Origin of the sequence: Micromonospora pattaloongensis, assembly GCF_900107255.1 — a bacterium.
Classification (GTDB): domain Bacteria; phylum Actinomycetota; class Actinomycetes; order Mycobacteriales; family Micromonosporaceae; genus Micromonospora_I; species Micromonospora_I pattaloongensis.
Window position 1 is genome coordinate 363,988 of record NZ_FNPH01000002.1, and the last position, 18,887, is coordinate 382,874.

The window sequence follows — 18,887 nt, forward strand, 5'->3', positions numbered from 1 at the left end:
GTGGCGGCGACAAATCGCCGTCAATGACGACAAAAGCACGGCCACAACTGCAAGATCGGCAGGGCGTCGGGGCTAGCGGATGTTGCCGGTGTGGCCGAGGGAGTAGCGGCCGGGTTGGGGCCAGACGACCAGGCCGTGCGGGCCGTTACCCACCGGGATGCGCGTGATGAGGCGGCCGTTGTCGGTGTCGATGACGTAGACCTCGCCGTGGTAGCGGCCGGCCAGCCAGAGTTGCTTGCCGTCCGCGGAGAGGCCACCCATGTCGGGGCTCCCGCCGCCGGGAAGCTGCCACTTCGCGACCGGCTTGAGGGTCGTGGTGTCCAGGACGCTGATGCTGCCCTCGTCGCGGTTGGAGACGAAGGCGCGGCGGCCGTCGCGGCTGAAGTAGATGCCGTGCGCGCCACGGCCGGTCGGGATGAAGCCGGTCTGTCGGGTCGCCGCCCCGTCGAAGACGTACACGCCGTGCGCGTGCATGTCGGCGACCAGGAAGTGCCGGCCGTCCGGGGTGAGCCGGGTGTCCTGCGGCATGCCGTTGGTCGCCTTGTCCAACGTGAAGGCGCGCAGCTTGCGGCGCGTCTCGGTGTCGACGGCGATCATCCGGTTCGCGAACTCGCAGCTGACCAGCATGGTCCGGCCGTCCGCGGTGAAATCCACGTGGTTGATGCCGGCGCAGTCCGGGAACTCCGCCGAGGACACCTTCTTCCAGGTCTTCGGGTCGTAGAAGTCGAGCCGCTTGAAGAACTCCGCCACCACCATGCCGTACTTGCCGTCCGGGGTGAAGTAGAGGTTGTAGACGTCCTCGACCTTGATCTCCTTGCCCGGCTTGCCGGTCTTCGGGTCGATCGGCACCAGCCCCCCGCCCGGCACCTTGCTGGAGGCCACGTAGAGGGTGGACAGGTCGTACGACGGGACGATGTGCTGCGCCTCCTCGCCGCCCGGATACTTGTCGACCACCTTGTACGTCGTGGGGTCGATGACGTAGACGTCGTTGCTGACGGTGTGCGGGACGTAGACCAGGTTGCGGTGCCCGCGCACCTGATCGCTGAGCATGTTCGGCCCGGCGGGGGCGTACACGTTGCGGGGGTCCGGGTCGGGCGGCATCCCCGGCAGGCGGTGTGGGGTGGCGGAGGCCGGCGGGGCGGCCGAGTTCGACGCCGGGGCCCGGGTCGGCGCCGGCCCCGTACGTTCGGTCACGCATCCGAACAGCGGCAGGGCGACGGTGGCGGCGAGCAGCGCCCGGCGTGACCTGGACATAGCCACGGAGCGTAGGTGCGGCCCGGAGCGGGCGGGCCGGATCGCGCAACCCCGCGCCGGAGCGGCGGTCCCGAGCTGAACGGGGGCCGGTGCCCCGCTCGCCGTACCGGCACCGGTCCGGCTCCGAACGGTCAGCCCGAACTGCCGGACGTGCCGTTCGCGGCGCACGAGGTCGGTCGCGGGTTGCCGGTGGTGTACGGGAGTACGTCCCGGCACGTTCAGCTGCCCGGTCCACAGCGGACATCATGTCCCGCCGCGCGACAACTCAGGTGACGGTCCGCAATCGTTCAACCACGGGGAATCACCGGTAGGAACACGTTTTCACGACACCAGGCTGACGCAGCGTGGCCTGTCCAATGCGGAACGTCGTCGCGTAACGAAGCAGAAGTGAGTGGCGCTTACCCGATGACGACGTGCGGCGCGCGTCGATCATGACGCGCCCCGTTCTCCACACCCCCTCGGAGGCACCAATGCGACAGCATCGACTCTCGATGCCTGCGCTGATCTCGGCGGCCGGCGTGACCGCCGCCCTCGCCCTCGCCACCCCGGCCTGGGCAGCGACGACGGTCCCCGCGCACCGGTACGGCGTCACCGCCGCCACGCCGGGCAACCCGCCGGGCGCCAACGGCACAGTCAAGATCGACGGCTTTCCGTACGACGACGCGAACAACAACGAGCCGCACGTGACCTGCGAATTCCGGGTCGAGTTCTTCAACTTCGACGCGGGCGAGCGCGCCGATCTCATCCTCGAGGCCCAGCCGCCGTCCGGCGACTTCGTCGAGGTGGCCCGGCTCAACGATCAGCTCGTCAGCGACGACGACGCGACCGGCGGCTCGGTGCGCCGGGACCCGGACGCGTACTTCCAGTTCTCCGCGAACGACCTCGACCTCGGCAAGGCGACCCCGCACCCGAAGCAGGGCTACCACCTTCGGCTCACCGTCGACCGGAAGAACCACCCGGAGTGGACCGAGAAGCACAAGGTGTTCTGGCTGCAGCCGTGCGCGGGCGGCGCGGAGGACTCGACGGACGAGCCCGGGGCCACGGCACCGCCGAGCGGGGACGGCCAGGTCGGCGGAGACGCCGGCGCCGAGAACGGCGGCGAGGGCGGCGGCAATGCCGGCGGCGAGGGCGCCGACGACGGGGAGCTGCCGATCACCGGCGCCGCGGTCGGCGGTTTCATCGCGCTCGGCGCGGCCCTGGTGGCCGGCGGCGGCGCGCTGATGTTCGTCCGACGTCGACGGAGCGTGACCTTCACGAGCTGACCTCGCGGCGGGAAACGGGTCGGCGGACGGTGCGTCCGCCGGCCCGTTTCGCCGTCCGGGCCGGAAAGCGCTTTCTGGATGTTAGACGCGGCTCACATTATCGATATGCATCGCTGTACTGACTGATATTTCCTGAGGTCAGGCGCATAATGGACCGCCATAGATGGGACTGAATAGCCGTTTAGCCGAACGCGCGTCGTCCTGGCATACGAGCGTACTGTTGCCCGCCCGTTACCGCAGCCGGCACAGTCGGCCCTAGATCACCGCGGTGCCATCGCTGCCGCCGCCCCCACTGGTCAAACCCCGAGGGAGACACGATGGCTCTACGCCTTGCCGCCGGCACCGCCTGGGACGACGTTCTGGCCCGCGCCGTGGCCGCCACCCCCGAAGCGTTCGACGCCGCACCGGCGAGCACCACCACGCTGCGTAACCTCGTCGAGGGAGGCTGGAAGTCCGCCGGCACGCCGACGCCGGTCCGCACCCCCGTCGACAACACCGTGCTGGTCAACCTGCCGCGGCTCGACGGCGACCTGGCCCGCGCGGCCGTACGCTTCGCCGCCGCCGAGCACCGCGACTGGGCCGCCACCCCGCTCGCCGAGCGGAAGGCGCGGGTCACCGCGGCGCTCGACGAGCTGACCCTCCACCGTGACCTGCTCGCCCTGCTGCTGGTCTGGGAGATCGGCAAGCCGTGGCGGCTCGCCTGCGCGGACGTGGACCGGGCGCTCGACGGCGTGCGCTGGTACGTCGAGGAGATCGACCGGATGCTCGCCGACGGCCGCGAGCCGCTCGCCGGCCCGGTCAGCAACATCGCCAGCTGGAACTACCCGATGAGCGTTCTGGTCCACGCCGAGCTGGTGCAGCTGCTCGCCGGCAACGCCGTGATCGCCAAGACCCCGTCCCAGGGCGGCGCCGTCTGCCTCACGGTCGCGCACGCGCTGATGCGCCGCGCCGGGCTGCCCGCCACGCTGCTCTCCGGCAGTGGCGAGGAGCTCTCCGAGGTGCTGGTGCGCGCGCCGGAGATCGGCGCGGTCGCGTTCGTCGGCGGGCGCTCCAACGGCGGCAAGGTCGCCGCCGCGCTGCTCGACACCGACAAGCGGCACATGATCGAACAGGAGGGCCTCAACGCCTGGGGCATCTGGAACTTCTCGCAGTGGGACCTGCTCGCCGCGCACCTCAAGAAGGGCTTCGAGTACGGCAAGCAGCGCTGCACCGCGTACCCCCGGTTCGTGGTCCAGCGGGACCTGGTCGACGAGTTCCTCGACATGTACCTGCCGGTGGTCCGGTCGGTGCGCTTCGGTCACCCGCTCGCGGTCGGCGAGGACTGGGCCGAGGGCGACGCCCTCCCGGAGCTCGACTTCGGACCGCTGATCAGCGGCGCCAAGGCCGACGAGTTGCGCCGCAAGGTCGACGAGGCGGTACGCGGCGGCGCGGTCCCGCTCTACCGCGGCAAGCTCGACGGCGCCCCGTTCCTGCCCGGCCAGGACACCTCCGCCTACGTCGCGCCGTCGGTGCTGCTCGCCCCGCCCGGCCGTTCCCGGCTCATGCACGCCGAGCCGTTCGGCCCGGTCGACACGATCGTCGTGGTCGACACCGAGGATGAGCTGCTCGCCCAGATGAACGCCTCCAACGGCGCGCTGGTCGCCAGCCTCGCCTGCGACAACGAGGAGGAGGCGGCGAAGCTCGCCGTCGACCTGCAGGCGTTCAAGGTCGGCATTAACAAGCCACGCTCACGCGGCGACCGCGAGGAGCCGTTCGGTGGCCGGGGCGCGTCCTGGAAGGGGGCGTTCGTCGGCGGCGAGCTGCTCGTGCAGGCGGTCACCGTGGGCGGCAGCGAGGACCGCCTCTACGGCAACTTCCCCGACTACAACAGCTACCCCGCCACCTGACGCGCGGCGTCCGCTCGCACGCCGGGTGTGGGTGCGTTTGTTGTCGTCATGGCGGCAACAAACGCACCCACACTCACTCGTGCGGCGGCCGTGCCTTGTCGGGCAGTGCCTGGGCGTGCCGCCCCCGCGGCGGCGGTCGCCCTTCGTACGTCTCCCGCCCGCGCGTCTCCTCGATCGGCGGGATCTTCGTCGGGCCCTCGTCCGCCTGCGGCGGGTACGCGCCGCCGTGGCTCGTGGTCGTCTTGCGCTGCGGCGGCTCTGCACGCTCTCGATCCGGCACGCTGCCCTCCCTCAGGGAATCGTCGGCTTCCTTTCTGCTTCCCGGAGGGACGGCCGGGTAACTCGGAATCAGGTTGATTCAGCGGTCGCCGCTGGCGGGTGGTCCGGTCCTCGCCACCGGGACCGGACCACCCGGGCGGCTCCTGCCTACGCCGACGAGGCAGGAGCCGTGGGGGTGCGCGGGGACACGGAGGGCGGCGGTACCGGCGCGGGCACCGCCGCCGGCGGCGAGGTGAGCGGCACGGTCACGCTGACCAGGTCGCCGTCCCGGTCCACCGGGCCCGGCCGGCCGAGCCGCCGCAGCGTGCGCAGCATCCCGGTGTTGTCCGCCCGGGTGTGCGCGATCAACGCCGCGTACGGCGCCCAGCCGGCGTGCGCCACCAGCCGGCGCAGCAGCGCGGTGCCGATCCCGCGGCGCTGCCACGCGTCCTCGACCAGCAGCGCCACCTCGCCGATCTCCCCCTCGGCCACCAGGTTCGCCATCGCCACCACGGGACCGCGCTCGTCGCCGAGCACGGCGAGCAGCGTCACCCCCTGCGCCGGCTCCAGCAGCCGCTCCAGCAGGGACCGGGAGGGAGCGGACGAGCCACCCAGGTAGCGACTGTGCAGGGTGCCGGCGGAGCAGCGCTCATGAAGCGCGAGCACCGCGGGCAGGTCGTCGCCCGTCGCGGGACGCAGTGTCAACTCGGACCCGTCGGTCAGCACCAGGGTGACCTGGTCGGCGGCGCGGCGGCCGACGGTCGCGGCGAGCTCGACGATCGCCTGGGCCCGGGCGAACTCTGCCGGGGTGAAATCGGGCGCGGTGCGGACGATCTCGAACGCGCCACCGGCCGGATCGGGCAGCCACATCTCGTACCGCCGGAAGCCGGGCTGCCCCTCTCCGCTGGGCCGCCAGGTGACCGAGGTGGCGCCGAGGAGGCCGCCCAGCACGTCGCCGAGGGACTCGGGATCGCGTACCAGCCGGTTCGCCAGCCCCAGCGTGCGGGTCGGCTGGTCCGCCAGCCCGCGCGCCTCGGCCCGCGCCACCCACGGGTCGCGCCCGCGCCCCCGCTCCACCGCCGCGACCAGGTCCTGCCCCGTCATCGCGTCCGGCGCGTCGACGAGGAAATCGTCGACCGCGCCCGCCTCGGTCGTGTGCACCTGCACCGCCAGGATGTTGACCGACCTCAGGGCCAGGCTCGCGGCGAGCACCGCGAGATATCCCGGTCGGTCGTCGACTGTCGCCCTGATTCGCCAGAGTGCCACGGGGTGTCCCCCCTTTCACACGTTGCCTCCGGCCGCTCCCGGGTTGACCGGTCCGCGGCCCCATACCTCTCAGGAGACCACCTTGTCCCGGCTTCAGCCTGGCGCTTCGCTGTTTCTGGCCTATTGCTCAGCCGTGACTTCTCATGATCGGTAAATCGGCCGGCCCGGCGGTGACCAGATCGAGCCGGTCGCCGAGGATCGTCGCGGCCGCCCGGACGAGCTGGGCGATCCGGTCCACTTCGCTGATGTGGAAGGCGGCGGTCGGGAAAACGTCGCCGTCGGTGCGCGCGGTCACCAGCACCAGCCCGGCGCGCCCGAAGGGCGCCACCGCGTAGCGGGTCCCGTCGGGCCCGTCCAGCGCGCGGGCGCGCAGCGGCGTGACCTCGGGCATCCGCAGCGACTCCGGGGTACGCCAGCTCGCGTACGTGACGGCGGGCTGGCACTCGGACGGGTCGAGCTGCGCGTACGAGTCGGGCACGGCGCGCGCGGCGTCGAAGAGCGCCGGCCGTGGGGCCGACCCGTTGCGCACCGCCCAGTCGGCGGGCACGACCGCGGCGACCGCCCAGTCCGCGGCGAGCAGTCCGGGTACGGCGTCGACGAGCGTGGCCAGGCCGTCGGCCGGGTTGGCCGCCATCTGGGCGAGCAGCTCGGCGTCCTGGCCCCCCGCCACGGGCGCGCCGATCGCCCGCCACACCCCGTCGACCTGCACGCCGGGGATCGCCGCGAGCCCGGCGAGCAGCCGCTCGACCCGGGACGCACCGGGCCAGACCACGGTGAAGTCGTCGACGGCCCGGCCGCCGAGCCGCTCCAGCACGACGACCTGCACGATGTCGGCGCCGGAAACGCCCATCGTGCGTGCCACCTGGCCGAGCGCCCCCGGCCGGTCCGGCAGGGTCACGCGAACCCGCAACAACATGTCAGCCCCCCTTTCACTCGGCGGGCCGGCGCTCCCGGCCGGCCGACACCCAGCCTGATCGGCGACCGTTTCATCCCTGTTGCCACGGCATGTCTCGGTGGGAAAACCGTCCTTGACACCCGCTGTGCACGTGCCATCAACTGTTCCGATGACCTTCCCCCCGGGTTACCGCACCGTGGTCGCCACTCCGTCCGGGATCCCCGCCGTCGGCCGTACCCGCGGATCGGGCCGCTGATGTCCGAGCCCGGCTCCCCGCCCGCGGGCCTGGATCCCGACCGGCTCCACGCGCACCTCGCCGAGCACCGCCCGGAGCTGCTGGACGGCCCGCTGACCGCCCGGCTGATCGCCGGCGGGAAGTCGAACCTGACGTACGTGGTCACCAGCGGCGCGCGGGAGTTCGTGCTGCGGCGGCCGCCGCTGGGGCACGTGCTGGCCACCGCGCACGACATGGGCCGCGAGTTCCGGGTGATCTCGGCGCTGGCCCCGACCGCCGTGCCGGTGCCGCAGCCGCTGCTGAACTGCGCCGACGAGCGGGTGCTGGGGGCGCCGTTCTACCTGATGGAACGGGTGCGCGGCGTGGTCTACCGGACGCGGGACCAGACCGACCCGCTCACCGCGGAGCAGCGCCGCGCGTTGGCGTTCGCGATGATGGACACCCTGGCCGCGCTGCACGCGGTCGCGCCCGAGTCGGTCGGGCTGGGCGGCTTCGGGCGCCCCGAGGGCTACCTCGCGCGGCAGGTACGGCGCTGGAGCGGGCAGCTGGACCGCTCGCGCAGCCGGCCGCTGCCGGGCATCGACGAGCTGCGCGACCGGCTCGCCGCGACGGCGCCGGAGAGCGCGGCCGGGCGGCTGGTGCACGGCGACTACCGGCTCGACAACCTGATGGCCGACCCGGAGACGATGACCGTGCTCGCGGTCCTCGACTGGGAGATGGCCACGCTCGGTGACCCGCTCGCCGACCTCGGGCTGCTGCTGACGTACTGGGACGTGCTCGGCGGCGGCGAGGCCGGCCGGGGCAGCCCGGTGGCGGACGGGCTCGGCCCGCGCGCGGGTTTCCCGACCGGCGCCGCGCTGATTGACCGGTACGCGGCAGCCAGCGACATCGACGTCGGGCCGCTGCACTGGCACGTCGCGCTCGGCTGCTTCAAGCTCGCGGTGATCTGTGAGGGCATCCACTACCGCTACACGCTCGGGCAGACCGTCGGCGGGGGTTTCGACCGGATCGGCGACATGGTGGCCCCGCTGGTGACGCACGGGCTCGCCGCCCTGAAGGAGGAGTAGATGGACTTCAGCTTCGACCCCCGCACCTCGACGCTCTACGACGAGTTGCACGACTTCCTGGTCGAGCGGATCTATCCGGCGGAGCCGGTCTACGCCTCGCAGGTGGCCGACGAGGGATGGACGCGACCGCCGATCATGGCGGAGCTCAAGGCCGAGGCGCGCAAACGCGGGCTGTGGAACCTCTTCCTCCCCGACGCCCGCTACGGCGCCGGCCTGACGAACCTGCAGTACGCGCCGCTGGCGGAGCTGACCGGGCGCAGCCCCCACCTCGCGCCGGAGGCGCTCAACTGCGCCGCCCCGGACACCGGCAACATGGAGCTGCTGGCCGAGTTCGGCACCCCGGCCCAGCAGGAGCGGTGGCTGCGCCCGCTGCTCGACGGCGAGATCCGGTCGGCGTTCTGCATGACCGAGCCCGAGGTGGCCTCGTCGGACGCGACGAACATCGCGACGCGGATCCGCCGCGACGGCGACGAGTATGTGATCACCGGCCGCAAGTGGTGGTCGACCGGGGCGATGGACCCACAGTGCGAGATCTTCATCGTGATGGGCAAGACCGACCCGGACGCCGACCGGCACCGCCAGCAGAGCATGGTGCTGGTTCCGCGGGACGCGCCCGGCGTGACGGTCAGGCGCGGGATGACGGTCTTCGGGTTCACCGACGGCGCGCACGGCGGGCACGCCGAGGTGGTCTTCGACGAGGTACGGGTGCCGGCGCAGAACCTCGTCGGCGCCGAGGGGGCGGGCTTCGCGATCGCGCAGGCGCGGCTCGGGCCGGGGCGCATCCACCACTGCATGCGGCTGATCGGCATGGCCGAGCGTGCCCTGGAGCTGCTCTGCCGGCGCACGTCGGATCGGGTGGCCTTCGGTCGGCCGTTGGCCGAGCAGGGGGTGATCCGGGACTGGATCGCGGAGTCGCGGGTGCGCATCGAGCAGGTGCGGCTGCTGGTGTTGAAGACCGCCTGGCTGATGGACACGGTGGGCAACAAGGGCGCGCACACCGAGATCCAGGCGATCAAGATCGCGACGCCGGCGATGGCGGAGTGGGTGATCGACAAGGCGATCCAGGCGCACGGCGCCGCCGGGGTCAGCCAGGACACCCCGCTGGCGCAGCTGTGGGCGCAGGCCCGCACCCTACGGCTGGCCGACGGCCCCGACGAGGTCCACCGCGCCTCCCTGGCCCGCCGCGAACTCCGCCGCTGGACCACCTGACCCCCAGCCCACCCCAGCCACGATCACGCGGAGGCGCGCGGCACCAGATGGGTGTCGAGCAGCACGTACGGGGCGGCCAGCTCCTCACGGCGGATCCGCGAGACGAGCAGCCGCGCCATCTGCCGCCCCATCTCCTCCACCGGCTGGAAGACCGTGGTCAGCGGCGGATCGGCCTGCCGGGCGATCGAGGCGTCCTCGAAGCCCACCACCGCCACGTCCTCCGGGACCCGCCGCCCCGCATCGCGCAGCGCCCGCAGCGCGCCGCACGCCATCAGGTCGGAGGCGACGAAGACCGCGTCGAGCTCCGGGCAGACCTCCAGCAGCCGGCGCATCGCCGCCGTCCCGCTCCCCTCGCTGAAGTCGCCGTACGCGATGAGGTGCTCGCTGTCCAGGCTGCCGGTCGCCCGGACGGCCTCGCGGTAGCCCGTCAACCGCGCCAGCCCGGCGCCCATGTCCTGCGGGCCGGCGATGGTCGCGATCCGGCGGCGTCCCCGCGCGAAAAGGTATTCGACCGCCTGCCGCGCCCCGCCCGCGTTGTCGACGTCGACGAAGTACGCCGGCTGCGTCCCCGGCTCGAGCATCCGCGCCGGACGCCCGCCCAGCACGGTCGGCAGCCCGCGCTGCTCCAGCAGGGTCGGCAGCGGATCGGCGTCGTGCAGGGAGAGCAGCAGCACGCCGTCGACGTGTTGGTTGGTCAGATGGTGCTCGACCCGCTCCCGCTCGGCGGGCGACTGCGCCATCGCCAGCCAGAGCTGCATCGGGGTGTCGAGCAGCCCGGAGCTGATGCCCCGGACGATGCCGGCGAAGAACGGCTCCCCGAAGACCCGCTCCTCAGATTCGGAGACCACCAGCGCCACCGAGTCGGTCCGCTGCGTGACCAGGGCCCGCGCCGCCCGGTTCGGCACGTACCCCAGCTCGGCGATGGCCGCCTGCACGGCGGCCCGCGCCTCGGGGCTGACCTGCGGCGAGCCGTTGACGACGCGCGAGACCGTGCCCCGCCCGACCCCCGCCCGGGCGGCGACCGCGTCCAGGGTGGGACGCCCGAGCGAACGCGTGCGCTGGGTTGTCATGGTCTGCTCCTCCGACGCTCGGCGGGCCGGCGCCGACCCCGCGAAGGGGTCGGCGCAGGCAGCGCCCCTGTTACTGCCTGGCTGCGCCTATTGTGCGTCCAAGCCGTTGCGTCGGATCACCTCGGCGTACCACCTGGCACTGGACTTGGGAATGCGGCGCTGGCTGTCGTAGTCGACGTACACCAGACCGAAGCGCTTCGTGTAGCCCCAGGCCCATTCGAAATTATCCATCAGCGACCACGCGAAGTACCCGCGCAACGGCACTCCGTGACTGATCGCCTCGTGGCAGGCGCGCAGGTGGGAGTCGAAGTAGGCGAGGCGGTCCGGGTCGTCGACCCCGCCGTCGGTCACCTCGTCAACGAAGGCGGAGCCGTTCTCGGTGATGTAGAGCGGCAGCTCCGGGTAGTCGCGGTGGACCCGCCGCAGCACCTCCACCAGCCCCGGCGCGTCGATCTCCCAGTTCATATCCGTCACCGGCGCCCCGCGGTCGACGAACCGGACCTGCTCGCTCGCCGGCCAGCAGGAGGGGGCCCGCCAGTACGCCTCGCGCTCCTGCCCCTCGATCGGCGCCGCGACCACGTACCGGCTGTAGTAGTTGATGCCGAGCATGGTGAGCGGGGTCGCGATGACCGACAGGTCGCCGTCCCGGACGTGCGAGAAGTCGGTGACGGCGCGCAGGTCCTCGACCAGGTCGGCGGGGTAGGCCCCGCGCAGCACCGGGTCGAGGAACGACCGGTTGGCCAGCGCGTCGATCCGGCGGGCGGCGTCGGCGTCGGCGGGGCTGCCGGTCGCCGGCGACACCGCGTAGAGGTTGAGCGTGATGCCCAGGTCGTGGTCGGGCCGGGCGGCACGCAACGCCTGCACGGCGAGGCCGTGCCCGAGCATCAGGTGGTGCGCGGCGCGCACCGACGCCGCGGGGTCGTTGCGGCCCGGGGCGTGCACGCCGGAGCCGTAGCCGAGGAACGCCGAGCACCAGGGCTCGTTGAAGGTGGTCCAGTAGCGGACCCGGTCGCCGAGGGCGGCGTGGGTCAGCGCGGCGTAGTCGGCGAACCGGGCCGCGGTGTCGCGCTCCGGCCACCCGCCCGCGTCCTCCAGCTCCTGCGGCAGGTCCCAGTGGTAGAGCGTCAGCCAGGGCTCGATGCCGTGCTCGAGCAGGTCGTCGACGAGGCGGCGGTAGAAGTCGAGGCCCGCCTGGTTGGCCGGGCCGCGACCGCCGGGCTGCACGCGCGGCCAGGAGACCGAGAAACGGTACGACTTCAGTCCCAGCTCGGCCATCAGCTTCACGTCGTCGCGGAAGCGGTGGTAGTGGTCGCAGGCCACGTCGCCGGTGTGGCCTGCGACGACCCGCCCCGGCGTGTGGCTGAAGGTGTCCCAGATCGACGGGGTGCGGCCGCCCTCGGTGGCCGCACCCTCGATCTGGTACGCGGCGGTGGCGGCGCCCCAGAGGAAGCCGGGGGGAAACGTGATGCGCCCGCTGGAGTCGAGGAGCTGGGCCGGGGAACTGGCTGGGTTGGTCACGACTTGACGGCGCCTTCCATGATGCCGCCGATGATCTGGCGGCCGAACAGAACGAACACGACGAAGAGTGGCAGGGTGGCGATCAACGTACCCGCGAAGATCTGCGAGGTGTCTGCGAAATAGGCGGAGTTCAGCGTGCGCAGTGAGATCTGCACGGTCGGGTTGGCCGGGTCGGCGAGGACCACGAACGGCCAGAAGAACTGGTTCCACTGCTCCATGAAGGTGAGCAGGCCGAGCACCGCCGCGGCCGGCCGCAGCGCCGGGGCGACCACGTGCCAGTAGATGCGCCAGGTGGAGCAGCCGTCCACCCGGGCGGCCTCGATCAGCTCATCCGGCACGGCCTGCTCGGCGTACTGCCGCATCATGAAGATCCCGAACCCGCTGATCAGGAACGGCACGATCACCGACGGCATGGTGTTGAGCCACTCCAGCTTCGCCATCAGCAGGTAGAGCGGGAGCACCCCGAGCTGGATCGGCACCATCATCGAGGCCAGGATGATCAGCAGCAGCGCGTTCTTGCCCCGGAACCGCAGCTTGGCGAAGGCGAAGCCGGCGAGCGAGCCGAAGAACACGGTCGCGACCGTGATCGTCCCGGAGACGAGGACCGAGTTGAGCAGGCCCTTGACGATGTTGGCGTCGGTGTTGCTCAGGACGCGCCCGATGTTCTCGCCGAGGTTGCCGCCGGGCAGGAACGGCGGCGGCCAGGCGTTCGCCGCGTCGTTGGAGCGCGACGCGACCACGATCATCCAGTAGAACGGGAAGAGCGACAGGATCACGCCCAGGACCAGGCCGAACCAGGTCAGCGGGGTGCCCTTCCAGAGCCGCTCGGAGCTGTGCCGGCTTTGGGGGGCGGGCGGGACCGGCGCGAGTGTCGTGGTGGTCATCGGTCCCTCACCTATCGGAGCTGATGCGACGGGCCAGCAGGTAGTTGATGAGCGAGAACAGCGCGATCAGGATGAAGAGCACCAGCGACACGGCGCCGGCGTAGCCCCACCGGAAGCGGTTGTTCATCACGTCGAGCAGGTACATCGTGATCGTCTGGAACTGGCCCTCGGTGCCGCCGGAGAGCCCGCCGGACCCGCTGGTGAACAGCAACGGCTCGGTGAAGAGCTGGAGCCCGCCGATGGTAGAGATGATCACCGTGAAGATGATCGTCGGACGCAGCTGCGGGATCGTGATCGACCAGAACTGCCGGGTCCGGGAGGCGCCATCAAGCGAGGCGGCCTCGTACATGTCCTTGCTGATCGACTGCATCGCGGCCAGGTAGATCAGCGCGTTGTAGCCGACCCACCGCCAGTCGACCATTGTGGAGATGGCGAACCAGGAGGCGAGCCGGCTGGCCCGCCAGTCGACCGGCCCGACGCCGAGCAGGTCCAGTCCCCAGTTGACGAGCCCGAAGTCACGGCCGTAGATGACGCTGAAGACCAGCGCCACCACCGCCGTGGAGGTGATGATCGGCATCGCGATCGCCATCCGGAAGAAGGTCAGTCCCGGGATGCGCCGGTTGAGCGCGTTGGCCAGCAGCAACGCCAGCAGCAGCTGCGGCACCGTGGCGAAGACGAACATGCCGAGCGTGTTGTAGACGGCGTTCCAGAACTGCGGGTCGTTGGTGATCAGCTCGACGAAGTTGTCCGGGCCGACGAAGCTGATCGTCGCGTTCATCGGGGACCGGTCGGTGAGGGCGATCCAGGCGGTGTAGACGATCGGGTAGGCGCCGAAGATCGCGAAGAGGACGAAGAACGGCAGGACGTACAGGTACGGCGAGTATCTGAGGTCCAGCCGGGTCAGCGAGGTGCGGCGGGCGCGGCGCGGCGCCGGCTCGTGCCCCGCGCGGTGCGTGTGCCGTCCGGGCGGCACGGCCGTGTCGAGGTCCAGGCTCATCAGGGGTCCTTCAACTCCAGGGGGGCGGCGGGCGCCGGGTGACCACGGACGGTGGGGTGACGCCGAGTCCCGCCGGCGCCACCCCACCCCCCGTCACGACGGGGATCACTTTCCGGCGGCAGCACCCTTGCTCTGCGCGTCCCGCCACGCCGCGTCCGCGGCCTTGCCCTGCTCGACCGAGCGGAGCGCGTTCTCCACCGCGTCGCGGACGGCCTGGTTCTTCGGGCCGAGGTAGACGGGCTTCAGCGTGGCCGCCCCCTCACCGAAGATCTTTCCGGTCGGCGCGTCGCTGAAGTACGGGTTCGTGGCGCTGAGCACCGCCGGGTCCTGCAGCGCCTGCGGCGACGACGGCAGGTTGCCGAGTTCCTTGAAGACCGCCGCCTGGCTCTGCGCGTTCGTCAGGAACTTCACCAGCTCCGCGGCCTCCTTCTGGTGCTTGCTCGACTTCGGCACCGCGAGGAACGAACCGCCCCAGTTGCCGCCGTTGCCCGGCGCCTTGGCGATGTCCCACTTCCCGGCCGCGCCGTCGCCGGCCTGCCCCTTGATGACACCGGTCATCCAGGCCGGGCAGCCGATCGTGGCGAAGCTGGCGTTCTTGAAGCCGGCGTTCCACTCGGCCGAGAAGGACTTCAGGTTGTTCGAGAGCTTGGCCTCGATCATCTTCGTGGTCAGATCGAACGCCGTCTTGATGTCCTGGTTGCTGTCCAGGACGATCTTGTTGCTCTTGTCGTAGTACGTGTAGCCGCTGCCCGCGCCGGCGATCTGCATCAGCATCGTGTTGTAGACGTTGGTCGCGGAGTCGAGGAACTTGTGCTTGGAGTCCTTGGCCACGAACTCCTTGCCGACCTCGATGAACTGCTCCCAGGTCTGCCAGCGCTGCGCGAGCTGGTCCCGGTCGGTCGGCAGGCCCGCGGCCCTGAACAGGTCGGTCCGGTAGCAGATCGCCATCGAGCCGACATCCGTGCCGAGCCCGAGGATCTGGCCGTTCGGCGTGGTGCCCTGCTCCCACTTCCAGGGCAGGAAGTTGCCCTGCAGCGAGCTGGCGCCGTGATCGGCGAGGTTCACGAACTTCGCGGCCTGCGCGTAGAACTGCACAATGGTGCCCTCTTCGAGCGCCACGATGTCGCCGGCGCCGGCCCCCGCGTTGATCTGCTGCGTGAGCCGGGTGTTGTAGTCGCTCAGGCCCAGGCCCTTGCCCCGCTCCTGGATCGTGACGTTCGGGTGGGTCTTCCGGTACTCCTCGTACAGCTTCTCGTAGCCGAATCCCTGGTCACCGAAGACGTCCACGACAAGCGTGATCTTCTCGTTCGGGTCCGCGGCCGACGAGTCGTCACCGCTGCAGGCCGTGGCGGCGGTGAGCACCGCGACGGAGGCGGCGGCGACCGCCGCCAACCGCCGACGCCGGGGGATAACACTCATCCTGACCCCTCTCAGGTCTGTGCGTTCTGCGTGGTGGGGGTGGTGCGGGGAGGAAGCCGCTCCGGGGCCGCGGAGGAGCGGCCGAGAGCCGGGCGTGTGGCATCGGCCACATGACCGGGAGCGCTCCCATGAGATTGCCGCTGGGTTTCCGGGGTGTCAAGACCCGTGTGGGAGCGTTCCCATTTCGTTACCGCGCCCGCCATCCCGATTGATCAAGGGGCCGGCGGCGGGGATCGCGCGCTTTCCTGCGGCCGGTCCTTGATCAACCGGGATGGCGGCGGGAGGGGTGGGTCAGCAGAAGCGGCGGAGGAGGGTGGTGACGCGGTCCGGCTCGAAGGCGGCGGCGTGGAACGGGCGGCCGATCCACCCGCGCATCGGCTCGTGCTCCGGGTGACCCGGATCGGCGAGCGCGGCCAGGAACTCGGTGTAGCCGAACGCGCCGCCGACGTCCTCCGGCGGGCACGCCCACTCACCGTCCACACAGATCGGGTAGCGCTCGTCGGGCTCCGGGCCGAACACGTCCTCCACCACCACCTCGTGCTCCCACCAATCCCCGAAGTCGTAGGTGTAGAGGAACCGGCTCCCCTTCGCCGCGACCATGTCCAGCCGGACGTCCAGCTCGTCGCGGAGCGCGAGCTCGCCGTCGGGGTCGGGCTCGCCGTACTGCAGGCCGTCGATGTCGAAGGAGTGCAGGTGGTAGTCCTGCCAACCCATGGCGTGCTGGATCACCCGGTGCAGCCGATCGAGGGTGTAACCGCCGGGCACCAGCACCCGCCGCCACACCGCCGGCGTGACGTCCGGCAACGACACCTTCAGCTGGAAGATCTGACGCGTCATCCTCATCCATCCTCTGGCATAAGGTCGGTACATGATCTGCCGCGCCTGCCGCGAGAGACGGCACGACGACTGTCCGGGCCGGAAATGGTGTGACTGCCAGCACCGTACCCCCGCACCGTCGCCTCCCGTCACCGGTCCGGCCGGCGAATGACCGACTCCCCGATCCGCCGCGTCTGGCCCGCCCCGGTCACCGACCCGCTCGACGACGGGGCGCTGGCCGACCTCTACCGCCCGGACCCGGCCACCCCCGCGCTCCGGGTCAACTTCGTCACCAGCCTGGACGGGGCCGTCGAGCTGGACGGCTACTCGGCCGGGCTCTCCGGCGGCCCCGACAAGCGCGTCTTCGGCGTGCTGCGGATGCTCTGCGACGCGCTCCTGGTCGGCGCCGGCACCCTGCGGCAGGAGGGCTACCGGGCGCTGCGGCTGTCCGAGCCGCGCCGCGCGTGGCGACGGGCGCACGGACTTCCCGAGTTCCCGACCCTGGTCGTGGTCTCGGCGTCGCTGGAGCTCGACCCGGCGCAGGCCGCCTTCGCCGACGCCCCGGTACGCCCGCTCGTGCTCACCCACGCGGGGGCGCCCGAACGGCGGCGGGCGGCGCTCGCCCCGGTGGCCGACGTGCTGACCATCGGGAAGGACGCGGTCGACCTGCCGGCCGCGCTCGCCGAGCTGCGCGCCCGCGGACACCGGCAGGTGCTCTGCGAGGGCGGCCCACGGCTCTTCGGCACGCTCACCGCGGCCGACCTGGTCGACGAGCTCTGCCTGACCGTCTCGCCGCTGCTGACCGGCCCGGGAGCCAGCCGGATCACCACCGGCCCGCCGAGTCCGCCGCGGGCGCTGGCCCTGCGGCACGCGCTCGCCGCGGACGACGTGCTGCTGCTCCGCTACGCCAGATGAGATTTCCGTTACGCACCGACTTGTGCAAACCGGCGGGAATACCACCACACGGTGTGGAAACTGTGCGGTCCGCCGCGTCGGATTGCCGGGGTGTCGTACTTGTCGGGCAGGATGCTGGACGTGTGCCGTGACCGGAGCGAACAGATGACAGGATGCGGGCGATGACCGACACGCTGCCCGCACAGCCCAGCGACACGCCCGGCGCGGCGGTCGGCCGGGTCCTCGGCACCGCCGACGCCACCCCGCTGCAGTTCTGGACCGCGGTGATGCCGGGCAGCTTCCTGCAGCTCGACGACGTGGTGGTCACCCGCCGCGAGCTGCCGGGGCGGGAGCCGGTGACGATCGCCGGGGTGGTCACCCAGGTGCGAGCGCGGCACGAGGGGGCCCAGTTCGACTCCGACGTGTTCGCCATCGCCGACGGCACCCTGCCGGCGCAGGTCCAGGAGGCGGCGGAGATCACCGCCACCCGGGTGGACCCCGAGATCTACGTGCCGCCCGCCCCCGGGGCGCTGGTGCACCGCGCCGAGGGCGACGCCCGGGCGCGCGCGCTGCACTTCGACCGCATGGAGCGGCGCATCCCGATGGGCACCGGCCGCGACGGCGTCCCGGTCTACCTCAACGCCGACTTCCTCGACGGCCAGCGCGGCGCGCACGTCTCGATCTCGGGCATCTCCGGCGTCGCCACGAAGACAAGCTTCGCCACCTTCCTGCTCTACTCGGTGTTCCGCTCCGGAGTGCTCGGCGGCGACGCGGTCAACGCCAAGGCGTTGATCTTCAACGTCAAGGGCGAGGACCTGCTTTTCCTCGACCACCCCAACAGCCGGCTCGACGACGCCACCATCGCGGCGTACGCCAAGCTCGGGCTGCCCGCCGGCGCCTTCCCCGACGTACGCGTCTACGCCCCGCCGCGCGCCGGCGACTCCTCCGGCTCCCCCGACGTGAGCAGCCGGCTCGCCGGCGTGGACAGCTTCTACTGGACGCTCAGCGAGTTCTGCGCCGACCGGCTGCTGCCGTACGTCTTCGCCGACGCCGACGACGAGCGGCAGCAGTACACGATGGTGGTCCACTCCGTCGCCGCTCACCTGGCCCGGGCCGCCCAGCCCGCCGACGGCGGGGTCAGCCTCGACGGGGTGCGGATCGGCTCCTACCCCGACCTCGTGGACCACATCGTCGAACAGCTCACCGACGAGGAGACCCGGTCGGAGTGGGCCGGCAGCGCGATCAATACCGGCACGGTGAACGCGTTCGCCCGCCGGCTGATCGGCAGCAAGAAGGACCTCGCCCGGTTGATCCGCGGCGACCTGGCCACCCGCCGCCCGCACTCGATCAACACCGCCGAGAGCGCGCAGGTCACCGTCGTCGACCTGCACAACCTGCCCGACCGGGCGCAGCGCTTCGTGGTCGGCGTGACGCTCAAGAGCGAGTTCGAGCGCAAGGAGAAGGCCGGCACCGCCAAGCCGTTGCTCTTCGTCGTGCTCGACGAGCTCAACAAGTACGCCCCGCGCGAGGGCTCCTCCCCGATCAAGGAGGTGCTGCTCGACATCGCCGAGCGCGGCCGCTCACTCGGCGTCGTGTTGATCGGGGCGCAGCAGACCGCGAGCGAGGTGGAGCGGCGCATCGTCACCAACTCGGCGATCCGCGTGGTCGGCCGGCTCGATCCGGCCGAGGCCTCCCGCCCCGAGTACGGCTTCCTCCCCACGGTGCAGCGGCAGCGGGCGCTGCTCGCCAAGCCCGGCACGATGTTCGTCAACCAGCCCGACATCCCGGTCCCGCTCTGCCTGGAGTTCCCGTTTCCCGCCTGGGCGACGCGGGTCTCCGAGGCCGGTGCCGCGCCCTCGGAGACGCTGCGCTCGATCGTCCAGGCCGCCGACCCGTTCGCGGTGGTCGGCCGCGGCCCGGCCCTGGCCGACGACGAGATCCCGTTCTAGGGGTTGCC

At 71.6% G+C, this 18,887-nt stretch carries 16 protein-coding genes; 6 read left to right on the forward strand and 10 right to left on the reverse strand.

The annotated features are described in order from the left end of the window. Positions 1–72: 72 nt before the first annotated feature. The gene (locus BLW47_RS07525; RefSeq protein ID WP_139307194.1) at positions 73–1,254 is read right to left on the reverse strand and encodes a YncE family protein; all 1,182 of its coding nucleotides are present in this window, start codon (positions 1,252–1,254) and stop codon (positions 73–75) included. Between the two features lie 470 nt (positions 1,255–1,724). Here BLW47_RS07525 and BLW47_RS07530 point away from each other — a divergent pair, with 470 nt between their 5' ends. Together BLW47_RS07530 and BLW47_RS07535 are read left to right on the forward strand one after the other, a co-directional pair. After that, on the forward strand, positions 1,725–2,516 hold the full coding sequence (locus BLW47_RS07530) for an LPXTG cell wall anchor domain-containing protein (protein WP_091553403.1): 792 nt from the start codon (positions 1,725–1,727) through the stop codon (positions 2,514–2,516). 317 nt (positions 2,517–2,833) lie between these two features. Next, positions 2,834–4,402 carry an aldehyde dehydrogenase family protein gene (locus tag BLW47_RS07535; RefSeq protein WP_091553407.1) on the forward strand — a complete coding sequence of 523 codons (1,569 nt, stop codon included), beginning with the start codon at positions 2,834–2,836 and terminating at the stop codon, positions 4,400–4,402. A 73-nt stretch (positions 4,403–4,475) separates the two neighbouring features. Here the strand turns inward: BLW47_RS07535 and BLW47_RS07540 are convergent, their stop codons facing one another. From BLW47_RS07540 to BLW47_RS07550, 3 genes are all read right to left on the reverse strand, one after another. Further along, a complete protein-coding gene (locus BLW47_RS07540; RefSeq protein ID WP_091553410.1) occupies positions 4,476–4,682 on the reverse strand; it encodes a hypothetical protein in 207 nt (68 codons plus the stop codon). 146 nt (positions 4,683–4,828) lie between these two features. Next, a complete protein-coding gene (locus tag BLW47_RS07545) occupies positions 4,829–5,926 on the reverse strand; it encodes a GNAT family N-acetyltransferase (RefSeq protein ID WP_091553413.1) in 1,098 nt (365 codons plus the stop codon). A 127-nt stretch (positions 5,927–6,053) separates the two neighbouring features. After that, complete coding sequence (locus BLW47_RS07550; RefSeq protein ID WP_091553417.1) at positions 6,054–6,842, reverse strand: ACT domain-containing protein; 789 nt, start codon at positions 6,840–6,842, stop codon at positions 6,054–6,056. 234 nt (positions 6,843–7,076) lie between these two features. Between BLW47_RS07550 and BLW47_RS07555 the strand changes: the two genes are divergently transcribed. Beyond that, positions 7,077–8,123, forward strand: coding sequence for a phosphotransferase family protein (locus BLW47_RS07555; RefSeq protein ID WP_091553421.1), 1,047 nt, complete (start codon positions 7,077–7,079; stop codon positions 8,121–8,123). Then, the gene (locus BLW47_RS07560; protein WP_091553424.1) at positions 8,124–9,332 is read left to right on the forward strand and encodes an acyl-CoA dehydrogenase family protein; all 1,209 of its coding nucleotides are present in this window, start codon (positions 8,124–8,126) and stop codon (positions 9,330–9,332) included. Positions 9,333–9,355: 23 nt separating this feature from the next. Here the strand turns inward: BLW47_RS07560 and BLW47_RS07565 are convergent, their stop codons facing one another. The 6 genes from BLW47_RS07565 to BLW47_RS07590 form a co-directional block, all read right to left on the reverse strand. Next, positions 9,356–10,402 (reverse strand): LacI family DNA-binding transcriptional regulator, encoded by a 1,047-nt coding sequence (locus BLW47_RS07565; RefSeq protein WP_091553428.1) that lies wholly within the window; start codon positions 10,400–10,402, stop codon positions 9,356–9,358. A gap of 87 nt (positions 10,403–10,489) precedes the next feature. Then, positions 10,490–11,920: a GH1 family beta-glucosidase gene (locus BLW47_RS07570; RefSeq protein WP_091553432.1), complete on the reverse strand. Its 1,431-nt coding sequence runs from the start codon at positions 11,918–11,920 to the stop codon at positions 10,490–10,492. Beyond that, the gene (locus BLW47_RS07575; protein ID WP_091553434.1) at positions 11,917–12,804 is read right to left on the reverse strand and encodes a carbohydrate ABC transporter permease; all 888 of its coding nucleotides are present in this window, start codon (positions 12,802–12,804) and stop codon (positions 11,917–11,919) included. The genes BLW47_RS07570 and BLW47_RS07575 overlap by 4 nt, the downstream gene beginning before the upstream one ends. Before the next feature lie 7 nt (positions 12,805–12,811). Then, a complete protein-coding gene (locus tag BLW47_RS07580) occupies positions 12,812–13,801 on the reverse strand; it encodes a carbohydrate ABC transporter permease (RefSeq protein WP_091553437.1) in 990 nt (329 codons plus the stop codon). A gap of 105 nt (positions 13,802–13,906) precedes the next feature. Continuing rightward, a complete protein-coding gene (locus BLW47_RS07585; RefSeq protein ID WP_091553440.1) occupies positions 13,907–15,220 on the reverse strand; it encodes an ABC transporter substrate-binding protein in 1,314 nt (437 codons plus the stop codon). Between the two features lie 291 nt (positions 15,221–15,511). Further along, positions 15,512–16,057, reverse strand: a complete 546-nt coding sequence (locus BLW47_RS07590; protein WP_091553444.1) for a plasmid pRiA4b ORF-3 family protein — start codon at positions 16,055–16,057, stop codon at positions 15,512–15,514. 147 nt (positions 16,058–16,204) lie between these two features. Between BLW47_RS07590 and BLW47_RS07595 the strand changes: the two genes are divergently transcribed. Both BLW47_RS07595 and BLW47_RS07600 read left to right on the forward strand, forming a co-directional pair. Continuing rightward, complete coding sequence (locus BLW47_RS07595; RefSeq protein ID WP_091553447.1) at positions 16,205–16,951, forward strand: pyrimidine reductase family protein; 747 nt, start codon at positions 16,205–16,207, stop codon at positions 16,949–16,951. Positions 16,952–17,112: 161 nt separating this feature from the next. Beyond that, positions 17,113–18,879, forward strand: coding sequence for an ATP-binding protein (locus BLW47_RS07600; RefSeq protein ID WP_091554599.1), 1,767 nt, complete (start codon positions 17,113–17,115; stop codon positions 18,877–18,879). Positions 18,880–18,887 lie beyond the last annotated feature (8 nt).